At 65.0% G+C, this 13,371-nt stretch carries 11 protein-coding genes; 7 read left to right on the top strand and 4 right to left on the bottom strand.

What is annotated here, in order from left to right; translation table 11 throughout:
* Positions 1–218 precede the first annotated feature (218 nt).
* Together ACI2L1_RS31415 and ACI2L1_RS31420 are read left to right on the top strand one after the other, a co-directional pair.
* Positions 219–1,691: a beta-1,6-galactanase gene (locus ACI2L1_RS31415; RefSeq protein ID WP_404742785.1), complete on the top strand. Its 1,473-nt coding sequence runs from the start codon at positions 219–221 to the stop codon at positions 1,689–1,691.
* A 98-nt stretch (positions 1,692–1,789) separates the two neighbouring features.
* The gene (locus tag ACI2L1_RS31420) at positions 1,790–2,800 is read left to right on the top strand and encodes an SEC-C domain-containing protein (protein ID WP_404742786.1); all 1,011 of its coding nucleotides are present in this window, start codon (positions 1,790–1,792) and stop codon (positions 2,798–2,800) included.
* A gap of 57 nt (positions 2,801–2,857) precedes the next feature.
* Here the strand turns inward: ACI2L1_RS31420 and ACI2L1_RS31425 are convergent, their stop codons facing one another.
* On the bottom strand, positions 2,858–4,111 hold the full coding sequence (locus tag ACI2L1_RS31425; RefSeq protein ID WP_404742819.1) for a PucR family transcriptional regulator: 1,254 nt from the start codon (positions 4,109–4,111) through the stop codon (positions 2,858–2,860).
* Between the two features lie 357 nt (positions 4,112–4,468).
* Between ACI2L1_RS31425 and ACI2L1_RS31430 the strand changes: the two genes are divergently transcribed.
* Entirely contained in the window at positions 4,469–5,317 is an 849-nt protein-coding gene (locus ACI2L1_RS31430) for a DUF4394 domain-containing protein (RefSeq protein ID WP_404742787.1), read from the top strand.
* Between the two features lie 268 nt (positions 5,318–5,585).
* Positions 5,586–8,726 (top strand): DUF3427 domain-containing protein, encoded by a 3,141-nt coding sequence (locus ACI2L1_RS31435; protein WP_404742788.1) that lies wholly within the window; start codon positions 5,586–5,588, stop codon positions 8,724–8,726.
* Between the two features lie 23 nt (positions 8,727–8,749).
* Here the strand turns inward: ACI2L1_RS31435 and ACI2L1_RS31440 are convergent, their stop codons facing one another.
* Positions 8,750–9,385 carry a hypothetical protein gene (locus ACI2L1_RS31440; RefSeq protein ID WP_404742789.1) on the bottom strand — a complete coding sequence of 212 codons (636 nt, stop codon included), beginning with the start codon at positions 9,383–9,385 and terminating at the stop codon, positions 8,750–8,752.
* A 41-nt stretch (positions 9,386–9,426) separates the two neighbouring features.
* Between ACI2L1_RS31440 and ACI2L1_RS31445 the strand changes: the two genes are divergently transcribed.
* Positions 9,427–10,464: a hypothetical protein gene (locus tag ACI2L1_RS31445; RefSeq protein WP_404742790.1), complete on the top strand. Its 1,038-nt coding sequence runs from the start codon at positions 9,427–9,429 to the stop codon at positions 10,462–10,464.
* Between the two features lie 92 nt (positions 10,465–10,556).
* Here the strand turns inward: ACI2L1_RS31445 and ACI2L1_RS31450 are convergent, their stop codons facing one another.
* Positions 10,557–11,198 carry an ATP-binding protein gene (locus tag ACI2L1_RS31450; protein WP_404742791.1) on the bottom strand — a complete coding sequence of 214 codons (642 nt, stop codon included), beginning with the start codon at positions 11,196–11,198 and terminating at the stop codon, positions 10,557–10,559.
* Between the two features lie 203 nt (positions 11,199–11,401).
* Between ACI2L1_RS31450 and ACI2L1_RS31455 the strand changes: the two genes are divergently transcribed.
* Both ACI2L1_RS31455 and ACI2L1_RS31460 read left to right on the top strand, forming a co-directional pair.
* Positions 11,402–12,247, top strand: a complete 846-nt coding sequence (locus tag ACI2L1_RS31455) for a helix-turn-helix domain-containing protein (protein WP_404742792.1) — start codon at positions 11,402–11,404, stop codon at positions 12,245–12,247.
* Positions 12,247–12,453 carry a DUF397 domain-containing protein gene (locus ACI2L1_RS31460; RefSeq protein ID WP_404742793.1) on the top strand — a complete coding sequence of 69 codons (207 nt, stop codon included), beginning with the start codon at positions 12,247–12,249 and terminating at the stop codon, positions 12,451–12,453. The genes ACI2L1_RS31455 and ACI2L1_RS31460 overlap by 1 nt, the downstream gene beginning before the upstream one ends.
* A gap of 53 nt (positions 12,454–12,506) precedes the next feature.
* Here ACI2L1_RS31460 and ACI2L1_RS31465 read toward each other — a convergent pair whose 3' ends face one another.
* Positions 12,507–13,361, bottom strand: coding sequence for a helix-turn-helix domain-containing protein (locus ACI2L1_RS31465; protein WP_404742794.1), 855 nt, complete (start codon positions 13,359–13,361; stop codon positions 12,507–12,509).
* Positions 13,362–13,371: the final 10 nt, after the last annotated feature.

A 13,371-nucleotide genomic window follows, 5' to 3' on the forward strand; every position in this document is an offset into this window, starting at 1 on the left:
TCAGGTACCCAGGCAAATCACCGCTGTCAGGCACCCAGGTCACCGCCGCGGGGCATCGCACGTCCGAGATACCGAACTTCCTTCACTGGTTTTAGAAAGGGATGTCAGAACTCTCGACAACCCCACTGGCCACATCCGATGCTTCGTCGTGGCATGAACGGGACAGGCCACGGCACGGGCCGGAGGTCCGCGTCGCCCCATCGGAGTTCGGAGTAGCAATGATCCGACGCAGAACGCTGCTGACAGCCGCAGGAGGCACCCTCCTCGGCAGCGCCCTGGCCACCGGCACCGCCCGGGCCGACGCCACGATCGCCGTCAGCCCGGGGACCTCGTACGGCACCTGGGAGGGCTGGGGCACCTCCCTGGCCTGGTGGGCCAACGTGTTCGGCGCCCGGGACGACTTCGCGGACATCTTCTTCACCACCAAGTCGACGTCCTACAACGGCACTTCGCTCCCCGGCCTCGGCCTGAACATCGCCCGCTACAACCTGGGCGCGTGCAGCTGGAACACCGTGAACGGCGAGTCGATGGTCGCCTCGGCCAACATCCCCGCCTTCAAGCAGATCGAGGGCTACTGGCAGGACTGGAACAACGAGGACCCGACGTCCGCGGCCTGGGACTGGACGGCGGACGCGAACCAGCGGGCGATGCTGGTGAAGGCGACGTCGAGGGGCGCGACGTCGGAGCTCTTCGCCAACTCCCCGATGTGGTGGATGTGCAGCAACCACAACCCGTCGGGCGCCTCGGGCGGCGGCAACAACCTCCAGACCTGGAACTACCGCCAGCACGCGTCGCATCTGGCCGCGACCGCCCTGTACGCCAAGAACCACTGGGGCGTGAACTTCGCGACCGTGGACCCCTTCAACGAGCCCTCGTCGTCCTGGTGGACGGCGACCGGCACACAGGAGGGCTGCCACATGGACTCGACGGTCCAGGCGGCCGTACTGCCGTACCTGCGCAGCGAGTTGGACGGCCGGGGCCTGACCGGCGTGAAGATCTCGGCCTCGGACGAGACGAGTTACGACCTCGCCCGCACCACCTGGAACTCCTTCAGTTCCACGACGAAGGGGTACGTCAACCAGGTCAACGTGCACGGCTACCAGGGCTCGGGCGGCCGCAGGGACCTCCTCTACACGGACGTGGTGACCACGGCCGGCAAGAAGCTGTGGAACTCCGAGACCGGCGACAGCGACGGCACCGGCTACACCTTGGCCTTCAACCTCCTCTACGACTTCCGCTGGCTGCACCCCACGGCCTGGGTCTACTGGCAGGTCATGGACCCGTCGACGGGCTGGGCGATGATCGCGTACGACGCCTCGACCCTCCAGCCGACGACGATTCAGACGAAGTACTACGTCATGGCCCAGTTCGCCCGGCACATCCGCCCCGGCATGAAGATCCTCGACACGGGTGTGAGCTACGCCACGGCGGCCTACGACGCCTCGGCCAAGCGCCTGGTCATCGTGGCCCTGAACACCGCGACCTCGGCCCAGACCCTGACCTTCGACCTGTCCGGCTTCACCACGGTGACCGGCGGCTCGGGCGGCCTGGTCCCGCGCTGGAACACGGTGACGACGGGCGGCGACAAGTACGCGTCGTACTCGAACACGTACCTGAGCGGGAAGACGGTGGCGGTGCCGTTCGCGGCGAAGGCGGTGCAGACGCTGCAGATCGACGGCGTGACGATCTGAGGAGGCGGGTGCGGGCCCGGGGCCGGGGGATTCCGTCAACCGGCCCCTGGCCTGCACCTCCCTCTCCTTTGTCACTGATCGGCAGTACGGTGTCCCCCATGCGCCCCGACACGCCTGCCGAGAACGTCGACCACAACGCCGAAGCGGCGCGCCTGGAGCGGACCGCCGACCGGTACCCCGAGGACGCCGAAGCCCTGCTCCTGCAGGCCGCGGCCCATCTGGAACTGGCCGGCGACCGCCCCGCCGCGTCCACCCTCTACGACCGCCTGCTGGCCGCACAGGACGGCTTGGAGAACCCGCTTCTCGTCCGCGCCCTGAAGGCCTCCAACCTCTGGGAGTACGGCCACGAGGCCGAGGCCCGCGCGATCATCGACGGCGTCCGCGCGGCGGCCCCCCGGGACCCGGCCCCCTGGGTGATCGTGGCGGAGGCCCTGGAGTCCCACGACGAGCTGGAGCAGGCGCACGAGACGTTCACGCAGGGCGCCAGGGTGCTCCTGACGGACGTGGCGGAGCCCCCGTACTCCACGCATCCACTGCTTTTCGGCCGCCACCGCGTCCGCCGGATGCTGGGCGTGGCCCACGACGACTGGGACGTCCTGGCGGACACTCTCCACTCCTCCCCGATCTCCCTGGACGAGCTGCACGACCCGAAGCGCGTGTGGTCGCTGGGCTCGGAGAACCCGGCGGAGCTGGAGGCGGAGATCTCCCGCCTGCGCGCGGAACTGGGCACCTTCCGGGAGGCGCTGTCCCGCCCGTTCCCGGTGGCGGTGCTGCACTGGCCCGCTTCCGAACTGACGGAACTGGTGACCGGATATCCCTCCCTGTCCTCGGAGTACCCCTCCCACGAGGAGCACCTGGCGACGATAGAGGCGTCACTTCGGGAACTGTCGTCCTCGGGCACCCCCAACCTGGGGATTGTCACCGGGACGGTCCCGTCGTACGAGGCGTTCGCGGCGTCGGAGGGCTCGTCCCCGGCGGACACGACCCTGCTCCCCCAGTACGCGACGACGCTGGCGGCGCGGGGGCGGGCCGTGGAGTGGCCGCCGCAGCGGGGGACGGCGTGCTGGTGCGGGTCGGGGCGGATGTACGGGGAGTGCCACGGGGAGTGAAGGGTGATCGCCGCAGGCGACGCGCAGCGCCCCGGTCCTCGCCGGTCCGGCGCGTGCCTACGGCGTTCGGCGCCACGCTCCCGACAGGTGCCGGGTGACGACGGCGCTGAGCGTGCGCACACCTCGCGTCGAGCCGGGGTCGATGCCCGTGAGATCGCGGGCCCGGCGCAGGCGGTAGTCCAGGGTGCGGGTGTGGACGTTGAGCGCGGTCGCCGTGGCACCGCGGTGCATGTCGTGGCGGTAGTACGCGTCGAGGGTGACGAGGAGGTCGGGGCCGGTCTCCAGGCGACGGGCCACCGTGCGGAGCCAGTCGTCGACGAGCGGCACGTCCGCGGCGGCCAGTTCGACGAACACGTCCGCGAGGGTGTGCGGCCGCAGCCGGGCCGACGCCCGGCGCAGCGGGGCTGCCCGGCTGATCCGCCGGGCTCGGTCCAGGGCGTCGGCCAGCTCCGCCAGCGGTGCGGTGGCCGTGCCGACGGCGCAGGAGCGGCCGAGGGCGTGGGCGAAGTCCCGTACGAGATCCGGCAGGTGGTCGGGGGTGAGGTCGGGCAGGAGGTCGGGAACAAGGTGCGGCGGTGCGTCCCCCGCTGCCACGGCGCCGGAGAACAGGGGAAGCAGGGCGACCAGCTCACCGCTCCCGTCGCCGCCTTCCGGTCCCCACATCACCGGCGCGCGGTGACTCTTCACCAGCGCCCCGATCTCACTTTCCAGGAAACGATCGACGGTGGGCCGGTCCGGAATCCGGAAGACCGCCACCGCATAGTGATCCGGCAGTTCCATGTCGACGGCCTCGGCGAGTTCTGCCGAAATCGGATCCCCATTCAGCAATGACCGGGTCAGCAGGGCGATCTGCTCTGTGTACGGAATTCGGCGGCGCAGTACGCGCACGAATCCCTGGCGGTAGGCACCGATGCCCCGTTCGCCCTGCGGGGCGAACCAGGCCATCATGCGCATGAGTTCGTCGACACCGCCGCCGCGCTGGGCCTCGGTCGCCTCGTTGATCTCACGCAGCATGAGCTCGGTGTGCACGCGCAGCACCCTCTGCCGCGCGTCGAGCGACATCCCGGCACGCGCCCTCAGCTCCCCCATCGACGCGATGCAGTCGAGATCGTCTCCGCTCAACTCGGTGTTGTCCGGTGACAGTTCGACGGTACGGCGCCGGAACCACAGTGCGTGCTCCAGCGCCTCGGCCCGGGCCCGAGGGTCCTTGTCCAGGAACCCGAACTCCGGGATCTCACGTGTGTATGTCTCGACCTCACGGCGGGCGTTGGTCGACGCCTGCCGGGCCAGCTCGGCGAAGAGGCTCCCCATGACCGTGAGCATGTCATTCAGGACGAACAGCGCGACAGACGAGATCCGGACGGCGTTCATCACTCCTCACAAAGCGATGGTGGGTATATCGGCAGGGCTTTTGTGACAGTGCGCAAAATTCTCGGATCGGTGCGTTCTCATCACCTCACCCACTTGTGGAGGAGCTGTGAAACAGCCTTAATGAGAGCCGCATACACGCCCATGGGGGAAAACAGCCGGAATCATTCCGGCGCGGCTTCGGCATGACTGCCGTAATCAGCAGGGGCGTAGTAGGCCAATTCTCAGCCAGGCGCCTCGCAGGGCGCCCACCCAAACGGGAGGGAAACCACGATGAAAGCAGGCACGAGAAAGAGAATCATGGCGGCGGTCGCGGTCATGGTCACGTCGACGGCACTCATGCTCGGCACCCCGGGCACCGGCGCGGCCGCACCTGCCGCCACCCCCAGCCTGCGCGCGTTCGGGATCAGCGGCGACGGCACCCTGATGGCCACGTTCACGACCGACCGGCCACAGGTCCTCGACTGGGTCAGGGCCGTCACCGGCCTCAGCGGCGACACGGGCCTGATCGGGATCGACTTCCGGGTACAGGACGGCCTGATGTACGGCGTCGGCAACAAGGGCGGCATCTACACGATCAAGATCCCGACGGGCACCATGGACGTCGTGGTCACCAAGGTGTCCCAGCTCCAATACGCCCTGAACGGCACCAACTTCGGCGTCGACTTCAACCCGGCGGCCGACCGCCTGCGTGTGGTCAGCGACAACGGCCAGAACCTGCGGCACAACCTGAACGACCACACGACCATCCAGGACCTGAACCTCACCACCCCGCCGACCGAGGGCACGACCAAGGGCGTCTCGGCCGCCGCCTACACGAACAACGACCTCGACGCGACCACCGTGACCACACTGGTCGACATCAACACGACCAGCGACCAGGTCGTCCTCCAGTCCCCGGCGAACAACGGCACGCTCGCCCCGACCGGCGCCCTGGGCATCGACGCCGGCCTCAACGCCGGCATGGACATCTACAGCACCCTGTCCGCCGGAAAAACGATCGACAACGCCGCCTTCGCCACCCTCACCCCCTACGGCGCCGGCACCCCGTCCCTGTACAGCATCAACATCTTCACCGGCCAGGCCACCGCCATCGGCCAGTTCCCCCTGAACATCACGGACTTGGCCATCTCGCTCACGGGGTACTGATCCCCGACGGTTCGGAGGGGGCGAGGACAATGTCCCTCGCCCCCTTTGGCGAGGCCGGAATCGGTGGCACCGGTGTCGTTCCAGCCGTCGTAGAGGGTGTGTTGCCGGACCGCCCGGCACCTTCGGCGTTACCGGCGGTTGCCGGACTCGCCCACCTCGGCCATGGACGACGGCTTGAAAACGATCACTTTTCGGCACAAGGGCTTCGTTTGTCAGTGACTGCTGTTAGAACAGATCCACATCGGCACGAGGGAACGAGGGAGCGGTCGTGGCGGAATCGGGTGACCTCAAGGCTGGCGTCCACGAACGGCTTGTCACTCAGGAGCTGCACGATCAGATACAGGGACTCGAAGCGGCGGGCTGGAAGGCCATCGACGCGGAGGTCAGCGCAGAGTCCACCGCGCACGTGCTGGCCAGGCACATTGGCGAAACGATCGGCCGTCGGTTGGCTGAGCTGCCGCAGAAGGAGCAGGTGGCCTTCGCCAACCAGATCATGCAATCGCTGCCCGGCAGCGCGCCCGAACTGGATGAGGTCGGGCGCAACAGCACCATCGTCGACGGCCCCCGACAGTTGCTCGCCCTCGCGGAGCAGGAAGCCCCGGGCGTCTACGCGATCCGCCCGCTGACACCCCTCTCTGAAACCGCGTTGATCACCAACGCCCCGGACGACCCCAATCTCGGTGCGGAGCTGCGGGCGGAGCTGGCCACAGCCGACCGCATCGACCTGCTGTGCGCGTTCGTCAAGTGGTATGGCATCCGCGTCCTGGAGAACTCGCTCCGTGAAGCCGCCCATCGTGGCGTGCCCATTCGCGTCATCACTACGACGTACATGGGCGCCACCGACCGGCATGCCCTCGACCGACTTGTCCGAGACTTCGGCGCCGAAGTAAAGGTCAACTACGAGACCCGCTCGACTCGTCTACACGCCAAGGCCTGGCTGTTCCGCCGCAACAGCGGCTTCGATACCGCGTACGTAGGCAGCTCCAACCTCTCGAAGGCCGCACTCCTCGATGGCCTGGAGTGGAATGTACGTCTGTCATCCGTGGCGACACCGGCGGTGTTGAACAAGTTCGAGGCCAGCTTTGACTCCTACTGGAACGACATCGCTTTCGAGGCCTACGAACCAGATCGCGACGCCCTCAAGTTGGATGAAGCTCTGGGCGTGGCTGGCAGTTCGACAGCTCCCCAGGACTCAAAGATCAGCCTCTCAGGCCTTGAGGTTCGGCCGTACCCGCACCAGGCCGACATGTTGGAGCGGCTGCGCGTCGAGCGTGAGGTCCGCGGTCACCATCACAATCTCTTGGTCGCCGCGACCGGGACGGGCAAGACCGTCATGGCCGCTCTTGACTACCGCAATCTGCACAAGCAGTGGGGCGGCAAGAAGTACCCACGACTGCTCTTCGTGGCCCACCGCAAAGAAATCCTGAAGCAGTCGCTGCGTAAGTACCGTGAAGTGCTCGATGATGCGTCCTTCGGGGAAACGCTCTTCAGCGGTGAACTACCGCGCGACTGGCAGCACGTCTTCGCCAGCGTCCAATCGCTTACCGACCAGCGACTCGACCAGTTCAACCCAGAACACTTCGACATCATCGTCGTCGACGAGTTCCATCACGCTACGGCTACCACGTACCGCCGCGTCCTCAACCACTTCAAGCCGAAGCAGCTCCTCGGTCTGACCGCCACCCCTGAGCGCGCCGACGGCCTCAACGTCCAGGACGAGTTCTTCGAAGGCAGGATCGCCGCCGAGATGCGGCTATGGGAGGCGCTCGATAACGACCTTCTCTGCCCGTTCCACTACTTCGGAGTGCCTGACGGTACGGACCTGACCCGCCTCAACTGGCGTTCAGGAACGTATGACCAGAGCCAACTCGGCGACTTGTTCTCAGCCGACCATGCTCGGGCCCGCATCGTCCTCAAGCAGGTGAGAGACAAAGTATCGGACCCTACGAGCATGCGAGCGCTCGGGTTCTGCGTCACCAGGAAGCACGCCCACTTCATGGCGAAGTGCTTCCAGGAAGCGGGGCTCAAGGCTGCGGCCTTGGACAGCGAGTCGAAGCCCGAAACCCGTGACCGGATCCTCGCTGAACTCAAAGCCGGTGAGATCCAGATCATCTTCTCCGTGGACCTGTTCAACGAGGGCTTGGACATCCCCGACGTCGATACGCTGCTACTTCTCCGTCCGACGAATAGCGCCACCGTCTTCCTTCAGCAACTTGGCCGAGGCCTGCGCCGCACGCCGGACAAGCCCGTGCTCACTGTGCTGGACTTCATCGGCCAGCATCGCGCCGAGTTCCGGTTCGAGGAGCAGTTCCGCGCCATGACAAACCTGTCGCGCAACCGACTTCTTGAACATGCCGAGCACGACTTCCCGCTACTGCCGTCTGGCTGCCAGATCATCCTTGAAGGCAAGTCCAAGGACCTTGTGCTGGACAACATCCGCGCCCAGATCAAGGCAACCGTTCAGACTCTCGCCAAAGAGGTCAGGGCCTTCGGTACACCCCTGCTCGCGGACTATCTCAGGGAGAGCCGCCGCGAAATCAAGGAGTTGTACAAGTCGAGCAACTCGTGGACGTCCGTTCTGCGGCGGTCTGGCCTGGCCGACCTACCTGAACAGGACGGCGAAGAGGACCTGTTGAAGCGCGTACACGCGTTCCTGCACGTCGACGACCTTGAGCGCGCTGAGGCATATACCCGACTGCTGAGCGATGACGCCCCGGCGTACGAGGCTCTGGACCCGCGGCACAAGACGTACGCGCGGATGCTCTTCTTTAACCTCTGGGACAAGGCCGGTGGCTTCAGCTCCTATGCGCAAGGACTTGAATCTCTTCGCGAGCAGCGAGCACTCCGTAGTGAACTGCGACAGGTCCTCGACCACGTGATGGGCCAGGCCGACCACTTCCCCATTGCCCTGGAAGGCCCACACGCGCACATCCCTCTGAAGATCCACAGCGCATATAACCGCTCGGAGATCCTGGCTGCACTTGGCGTCGCTCGCCTCAACGGGCAGATGCCTGGCTCCTTCGCACAGGGCGTCCTGTGGGACCAGTCGATCCAGACGGATGCGCTACTGATCACTCTGGAGAAGAACGAGAAGGACTTCTCCCCCACAGTCAGGTACAAGGACTACGCGTTGAGCCCTTCCCTCTTCCACTGGGAGTCGCAGAGCACCACCGCAGAGACCTCGCCCACAGGCCTGCGCTACCAAGAGCATGTCCAACGCGGCAGCCATGTGCTGCTGTTCATGCGGCGCTATAAGGACACTGACATCGGCAAAGCCCAACCGTGGATGCTCCTCGGTCCGGCGAGCTATGTACGGCACGAGGGCAGCAAGCCCATGGCCATCACCTGGCAACTGCATCATGAGTTGCCCGCGGATGTGTGGTCCTACTCGGCCATCGCCGCGGGTTAGCGAACTCTGCAACCTGCAACGCGTTAGCTGACCGGCTGACGTGGGTCACGAATGATCTCGCCAGCGCGCTGGAGGAAGGTTGCGTGCGCTTGCACCATCTCACCCCTAGCCCGCTCAAAACTGGACCAATCCACGCTGGCGCTTGGGGAGCTCACACTCTCGATATGCAGCAAGGCGCGCACGGCCGCTACCGACTTGCCGGTGATCGCATAGGCCCGAGAATTTGCCTCACTTGGCCCCCATAGCGCCAATTGACTTGTTTTGGCTTGCAGTTCGAGGGCGCGCTCTCGCATCTCACGCCCTGTGGGTTCATCCAGTCCAGCCCCACTTCGCACCTCAGGTGCGATACGGGCAAGCACCTCATCGAGGGCGGCATAAGCCGCAAGGAGGGCAGCAAAGGACTGATGTCGCTGGCTACGCACCCACTGCCAATGCTCCGCTGCCGCCTGACCGTGCACTTGCGTGAGCGCCGCCTCAACCGCCTTACGCCCGCCGGCTTCTGCCCCGCCTTTGGCATACCTGCCAGCGATCACAGCCCCGATGACCGCTGCCGCGAAAGCGATAACACCCGAGATGACCGTCCCCGTAGCATCACTCATCACACCATCCTCGCTTGCGCCCAGCGCGACCACAACGCCCTTCCAGGCGGTCTGCGTCACTCCCTGCACTCCGTGAGCACTGAAGCTATTAATCTCTACCCATGACAACGCCCCCAACCGGGTTTCAACCCGGTGACGTCCTCACACGTGCAGACATTCATCCCGTACTTGGCGGCAGCGGCTACGCCGGAATCTGTCCAGCGAAGGAGAAGAGGAACGTCCTCCTGTTCTCCGACAGCAAGATTGGCGAGCGTTACGGATATCGCGACGGATGGCTCGCCGAGGATGACGACATAGGCCCCATATTCACCTATACCGGAGTCGGCAAGCAAGGAGATCAGACCATCAGTGGCGGCAATTCTTCAATCCTGGAAGCCGCCAACAAGGGTCGCACCCTGCACTTATTCATCGCCGTGGGCAAGGTTCCAGGAAGTGACAGGCGAACACACAAATATATAGGGCAGTTCAAGGTCGACGAACGCAATGCATTCGAAATACGGGAAGCCAGAGATGAATTAGGGCAGAACCGGAACGTAATTGTCTTCCGACTGCGCCCTATCGGCCCTCACATCCGCGAGCCTTCTGACACACTTCAACCAGCGCCCCAGTCCAGGTTTCGACTCCACCGGACCGCAGGCCGCATCGCCCGGGCGTACCGACGCCAGAGGCGTCAGCAGCATCCAACCGGCGCCGCCCAGATAAGCGCGGCCGCGCGTGATGACCTGGCAGACGCCTTCGAGGAGCGCGAGACCGCAGCCGGGGAAAACATCGTTCAATTAGAGCTGTCGATGCGGAACTCGACATCTCAACTTGTATTCGACCTCTACAACCAGACGAACAACACACTGTACGAGCCGACAAGCAGCGCAGCAAACGAGTCGATCACTCAGGCTCTAGCTCAACTCCTCCACGCGCGCCGCTACTTGAGAAGTCTCAGCCGCCATCAGCCTCTCCACCTAATGGTGCTCGCACCGACACTCCCTCGCGAAGATCTCCGCGGCCTGCTCGCTGAACATGGCATCGGCCTCGTGTATCGCAACGACAGCGGCGGTTTCTCCGAGTTCGAAGCGAGCACCACAACCGTGAGCGGCCTCCCGCAGGGCCTCCGCTGCGCGGATTGCCCTGCGCTTGCATCCTGAGCTGCAGCCCACAAACCTCTGCCCTCGCGAGTATGTCGGTGGATTGCCGTCGCATCATTCAGGCGACGGCAATCCACGAGTGGCCATGACAGCTACTCGACCTCCGCCTCGAAGCGGATCTGCGCGCGGTCAAGAGCCTCGCCGGAATCGCGCCCATGCACCCTCAGCCAGTGCAAGACGTCAACAATCACATCGATCGCCGCTTCCTCGACCACCGCCACCGCCGCAGCTCCCGCCGGCCACAAGCGCTCCGGCTCGCAGCCGTAGCTGCTCAGCAAGGCCTCCATTCGATTGACCCGAGCACCCCCGGAGTGCCCCTGAGCTGAAGGCAACCCTGTCGAGAGCTCACACCATGTCACCTTCCGGTCGGCCTGGAGCTGAACGCCCCAGCGATCGGCAACGGCGCTGACCAGCGCCATTCCTCTGCCGGACTCGGCATCCGGAGTGGCGTCAAGGAGCACCGGCAGGGCCCGGCGGTCAGGATCGTGAACCTCGATCCGTACACGAGTTCCACTCATAGACACGACGAGCGTGGCGGGTGTGCCAGTGCCCACGTGATTGATGACGTTCGACACGAGTTCACTGATACAGAGCTGAGCAGCGTCGATGAGACCGTGAAGACCCCAGAGCCCCAAGTGAAGTCGCATGATCCGCCGCAGCGCCGCGACCTCCTGCGGTTCTGCAGTGAAGGGAAGCTTCCAAGGCTTCCTTGAGACGCCTGCGATGCAGTCCATCCACCAACACCTCTACCTTCAAGTCGAGTTGCCGGGTGCGTCCACCCACATACAGAGAGTTGCATTGCAACTCTCAAAATGGAACTCTCATATGGAGCTTCTGGTGGTGCGTCTACACGGCGAGCGCCCCCGGCGCGCGCCACCTTGCCGTCCTCTTGGGACAACCAGGACGATCTGCTAGGTCGACAAGAAGGGCGATTGGAATGGCAGTTGGACCCACAACACGAAGGCGCCAACTGGGCGCCGACCTCCGCCGCCTCCGCGAGCGGAAGGGGTTGACCCTCGAAGAGGCAGGCACACGCGTCGGGATCTCAAAAGCCACCCTGAGCCGCTACGAAACGAAGGAGGGGACAGTCAAGTGGCCCGCTGTCGATGCCCTTTGCCGTGAGTACAGCGCCTCGGACGAGGAACGTCTCGCCCTCGTGGAGCTCGCGAAGGGTGCCAGGATCCAGGGCTGGTGGCGCTCGCTCGCCGACCCCATCCCAGAGTCCATGAACCTCATGCTCACACTTGAAGACGAGGTCGTGCGCGAAGACCACTACGCCTGCATGTACATCCCCGGCCTACTGCAGACACGCGCCTACGCGGAGGCGGTTCACCGGGCTTCGGAGGTGCAGTGCCCAGAGCGCGAGGTTCAGCACATGGTCGACATTCGCATGAAGAGGCAGGAACTGCTTGAGCGGGATGAACCACCGCATCTCTGGTGCGTGATCGACGAAGCAGCGCTCCGACGCCAGGTAGGAGGGCAGGAGATCATGCGGGACCAACTCCGACATCTCCTCACCATGACGCAACTCCCGCATGTCACGGCCCAGGTACTCCCCTTCTCATCGGGTGCACACGCAGCCGCCGTTGGCAGCTTCGCTGTCTTGCGAGGACCGTCTCCCGAACTGGACGTGGTGTACGTAGACCTGCTCGGCGGTGGCCTCTTCATGGAGAAGCGGCCAGAACTGGAGCGTTATAGATTGGCGTTCGAGTACCTCAGCGCACAGGCGCTCGATCTTGAGTCCTCTGCGGCGGTCATCCGTCGTATAAGCAAGGAGCTTTGATGGCAGCGGCACCGACGCTCCAGTGGTTCAAGTCCTCCTACAGCGGAGGCAGCGGAACCGAGTGTGTGGAGGCCGCCTTCGCTCAGCCTGAGGTGCTCGTCCGCGATTCCAAGACACCCGAGCGCCCATACCTCTCCGTGTCTGCGTCGGCGTGGGCGGGCTTCCTCTGCGGGATCTCTCGATCCCAAAGCAAACTGATCACCTGATGGCAGCTTCCGTCATCCCTGATAGCCGCATGCCTCAAGTACGAGCATGGCTGTCACGACAGTGCCTCGATCGCCTTGAGAATCAACGCCCGAGCATCCGGACCGTAGACAGCCATCCCCCGCAACTGCTCGAACGCCTTCAGGTACAACGCGATTTCGGAGGGCTGAGTGATCCGGACCTGGGCCGAAACGAGTTCAACGGACACCAGCTTGTCGTCGTAGACGTGAAACGTCTCCCGGGGCCACTGGGTTCGCCCCTTGGTCGTCGACGGGATGATGCCGAGCGACACCTGAGGCAGTGCCCCCGCCGTGAGGAGGTAGCCGAGTTGTGCGGCCATGGCATCCTCGTCGGCGACGCGGTAGTGCAGCGCTGACTCCTCTACGACCAGGACGAACCGATGGCCTGGTTCGTGGATCACACGGGAACGATCCACTCGTGCTCGGGCGGCCTCGGCGGAGTCGTCGAGGGGAAGTTCGCGGAAGGCGGCGCTGATGCCCAGTACGCCGGCGGCATAGCCCTCTGTCTGGAGCAGACCGGGGATCAGAGACGAGGAATAGACGCGGAACAGTTGGGTCTCGTGGAAGAACTGGACGGCGCTGTCCTGCAACTGCTTCAGGCCGCTGCGAACACGATGGCGCCACTCGCTGTACATGGACTCTGCGTGCAGTGACTGGGCGACCAGATCGTCGCCTTGTTCCGCGGCACCGCAAGCGGCGGCCCACGCTCGGAGATCCCTGGTCGACGGTGCCGTGCGGGCGTTTTCGATGCGCGAGGTCTTGGCGTGGTGCCAACCGCATCGGTCGGCCAGCTCTGTGACCGTCAACCCCGCCTCCTTTCGGAGGTCGCGTAGCCGCCGGGCGACGACTTCGCGCGCGGCCTGGGCCGACGAGGACGGGGATATGGGCATGAGCTGGCCT

The sequence above is a fragment of the Streptomyces sp. NPDC019531 genome (assembly GCF_044903305.1).
Classification (GTDB): domain Bacteria; phylum Actinomycetota; class Actinomycetes; order Streptomycetales; family Streptomycetaceae; genus Streptomyces.

Excerpts from the sequence above, each read along its gene's own strand:
- ACI2L1_RS31415 (WP_404742785.1), top strand. The coding sequence starts at position 219 with ATGATCCGACGCAGAACGCTGCTGACAGCCGCAGGAGGCACCCTCCTC.
- ACI2L1_RS31420 (WP_404742786.1), top strand. The coding sequence starts at position 1,790 with ATGCGCCCCGACACGCCTGCCGAGAACGTCGACCACAACGCCGAAGCG.
- ACI2L1_RS31425 (WP_404742819.1), bottom strand. The coding sequence starts at position 4,111 with ATGGGGAGCCTCTTCGCCGAGCTGGCCCGGCAGGCGTCGACCAACGCC.
- ACI2L1_RS31430 (WP_404742787.1), top strand. The coding sequence starts at position 4,469 with ATGGCGGCGGTCGCGGTCATGGTCACGTCGACGGCACTCATGCTCGGC.
- ACI2L1_RS31445 (WP_404742790.1), top strand. The coding sequence starts at position 9,427 with ATGACAACGCCCCCAACCGGGTTTCAACCCGGTGACGTCCTCACACGT.
- ACI2L1_RS31450 (WP_404742791.1), bottom strand. The coding sequence starts at position 11,198 with ATGGACTGCATCGCAGGCGTCTCAAGGAAGCCTTGGAAGCTTCCCTTC.
- ACI2L1_RS31455 (WP_404742792.1), top strand. The coding sequence starts at position 11,402 with ATGGCAGTTGGACCCACAACACGAAGGCGCCAACTGGGCGCCGACCTC.
- ACI2L1_RS31460 (WP_404742793.1), top strand. The coding sequence starts at position 12,247 with ATGGCAGCGGCACCGACGCTCCAGTGGTTCAAGTCCTCCTACAGCGGA.
- ACI2L1_RS31465 (WP_404742794.1), bottom strand. The coding sequence starts at position 13,361 with ATGCCCATATCCCCGTCCTCGTCGGCCCAGGCCGCGCGCGAAGTCGTC.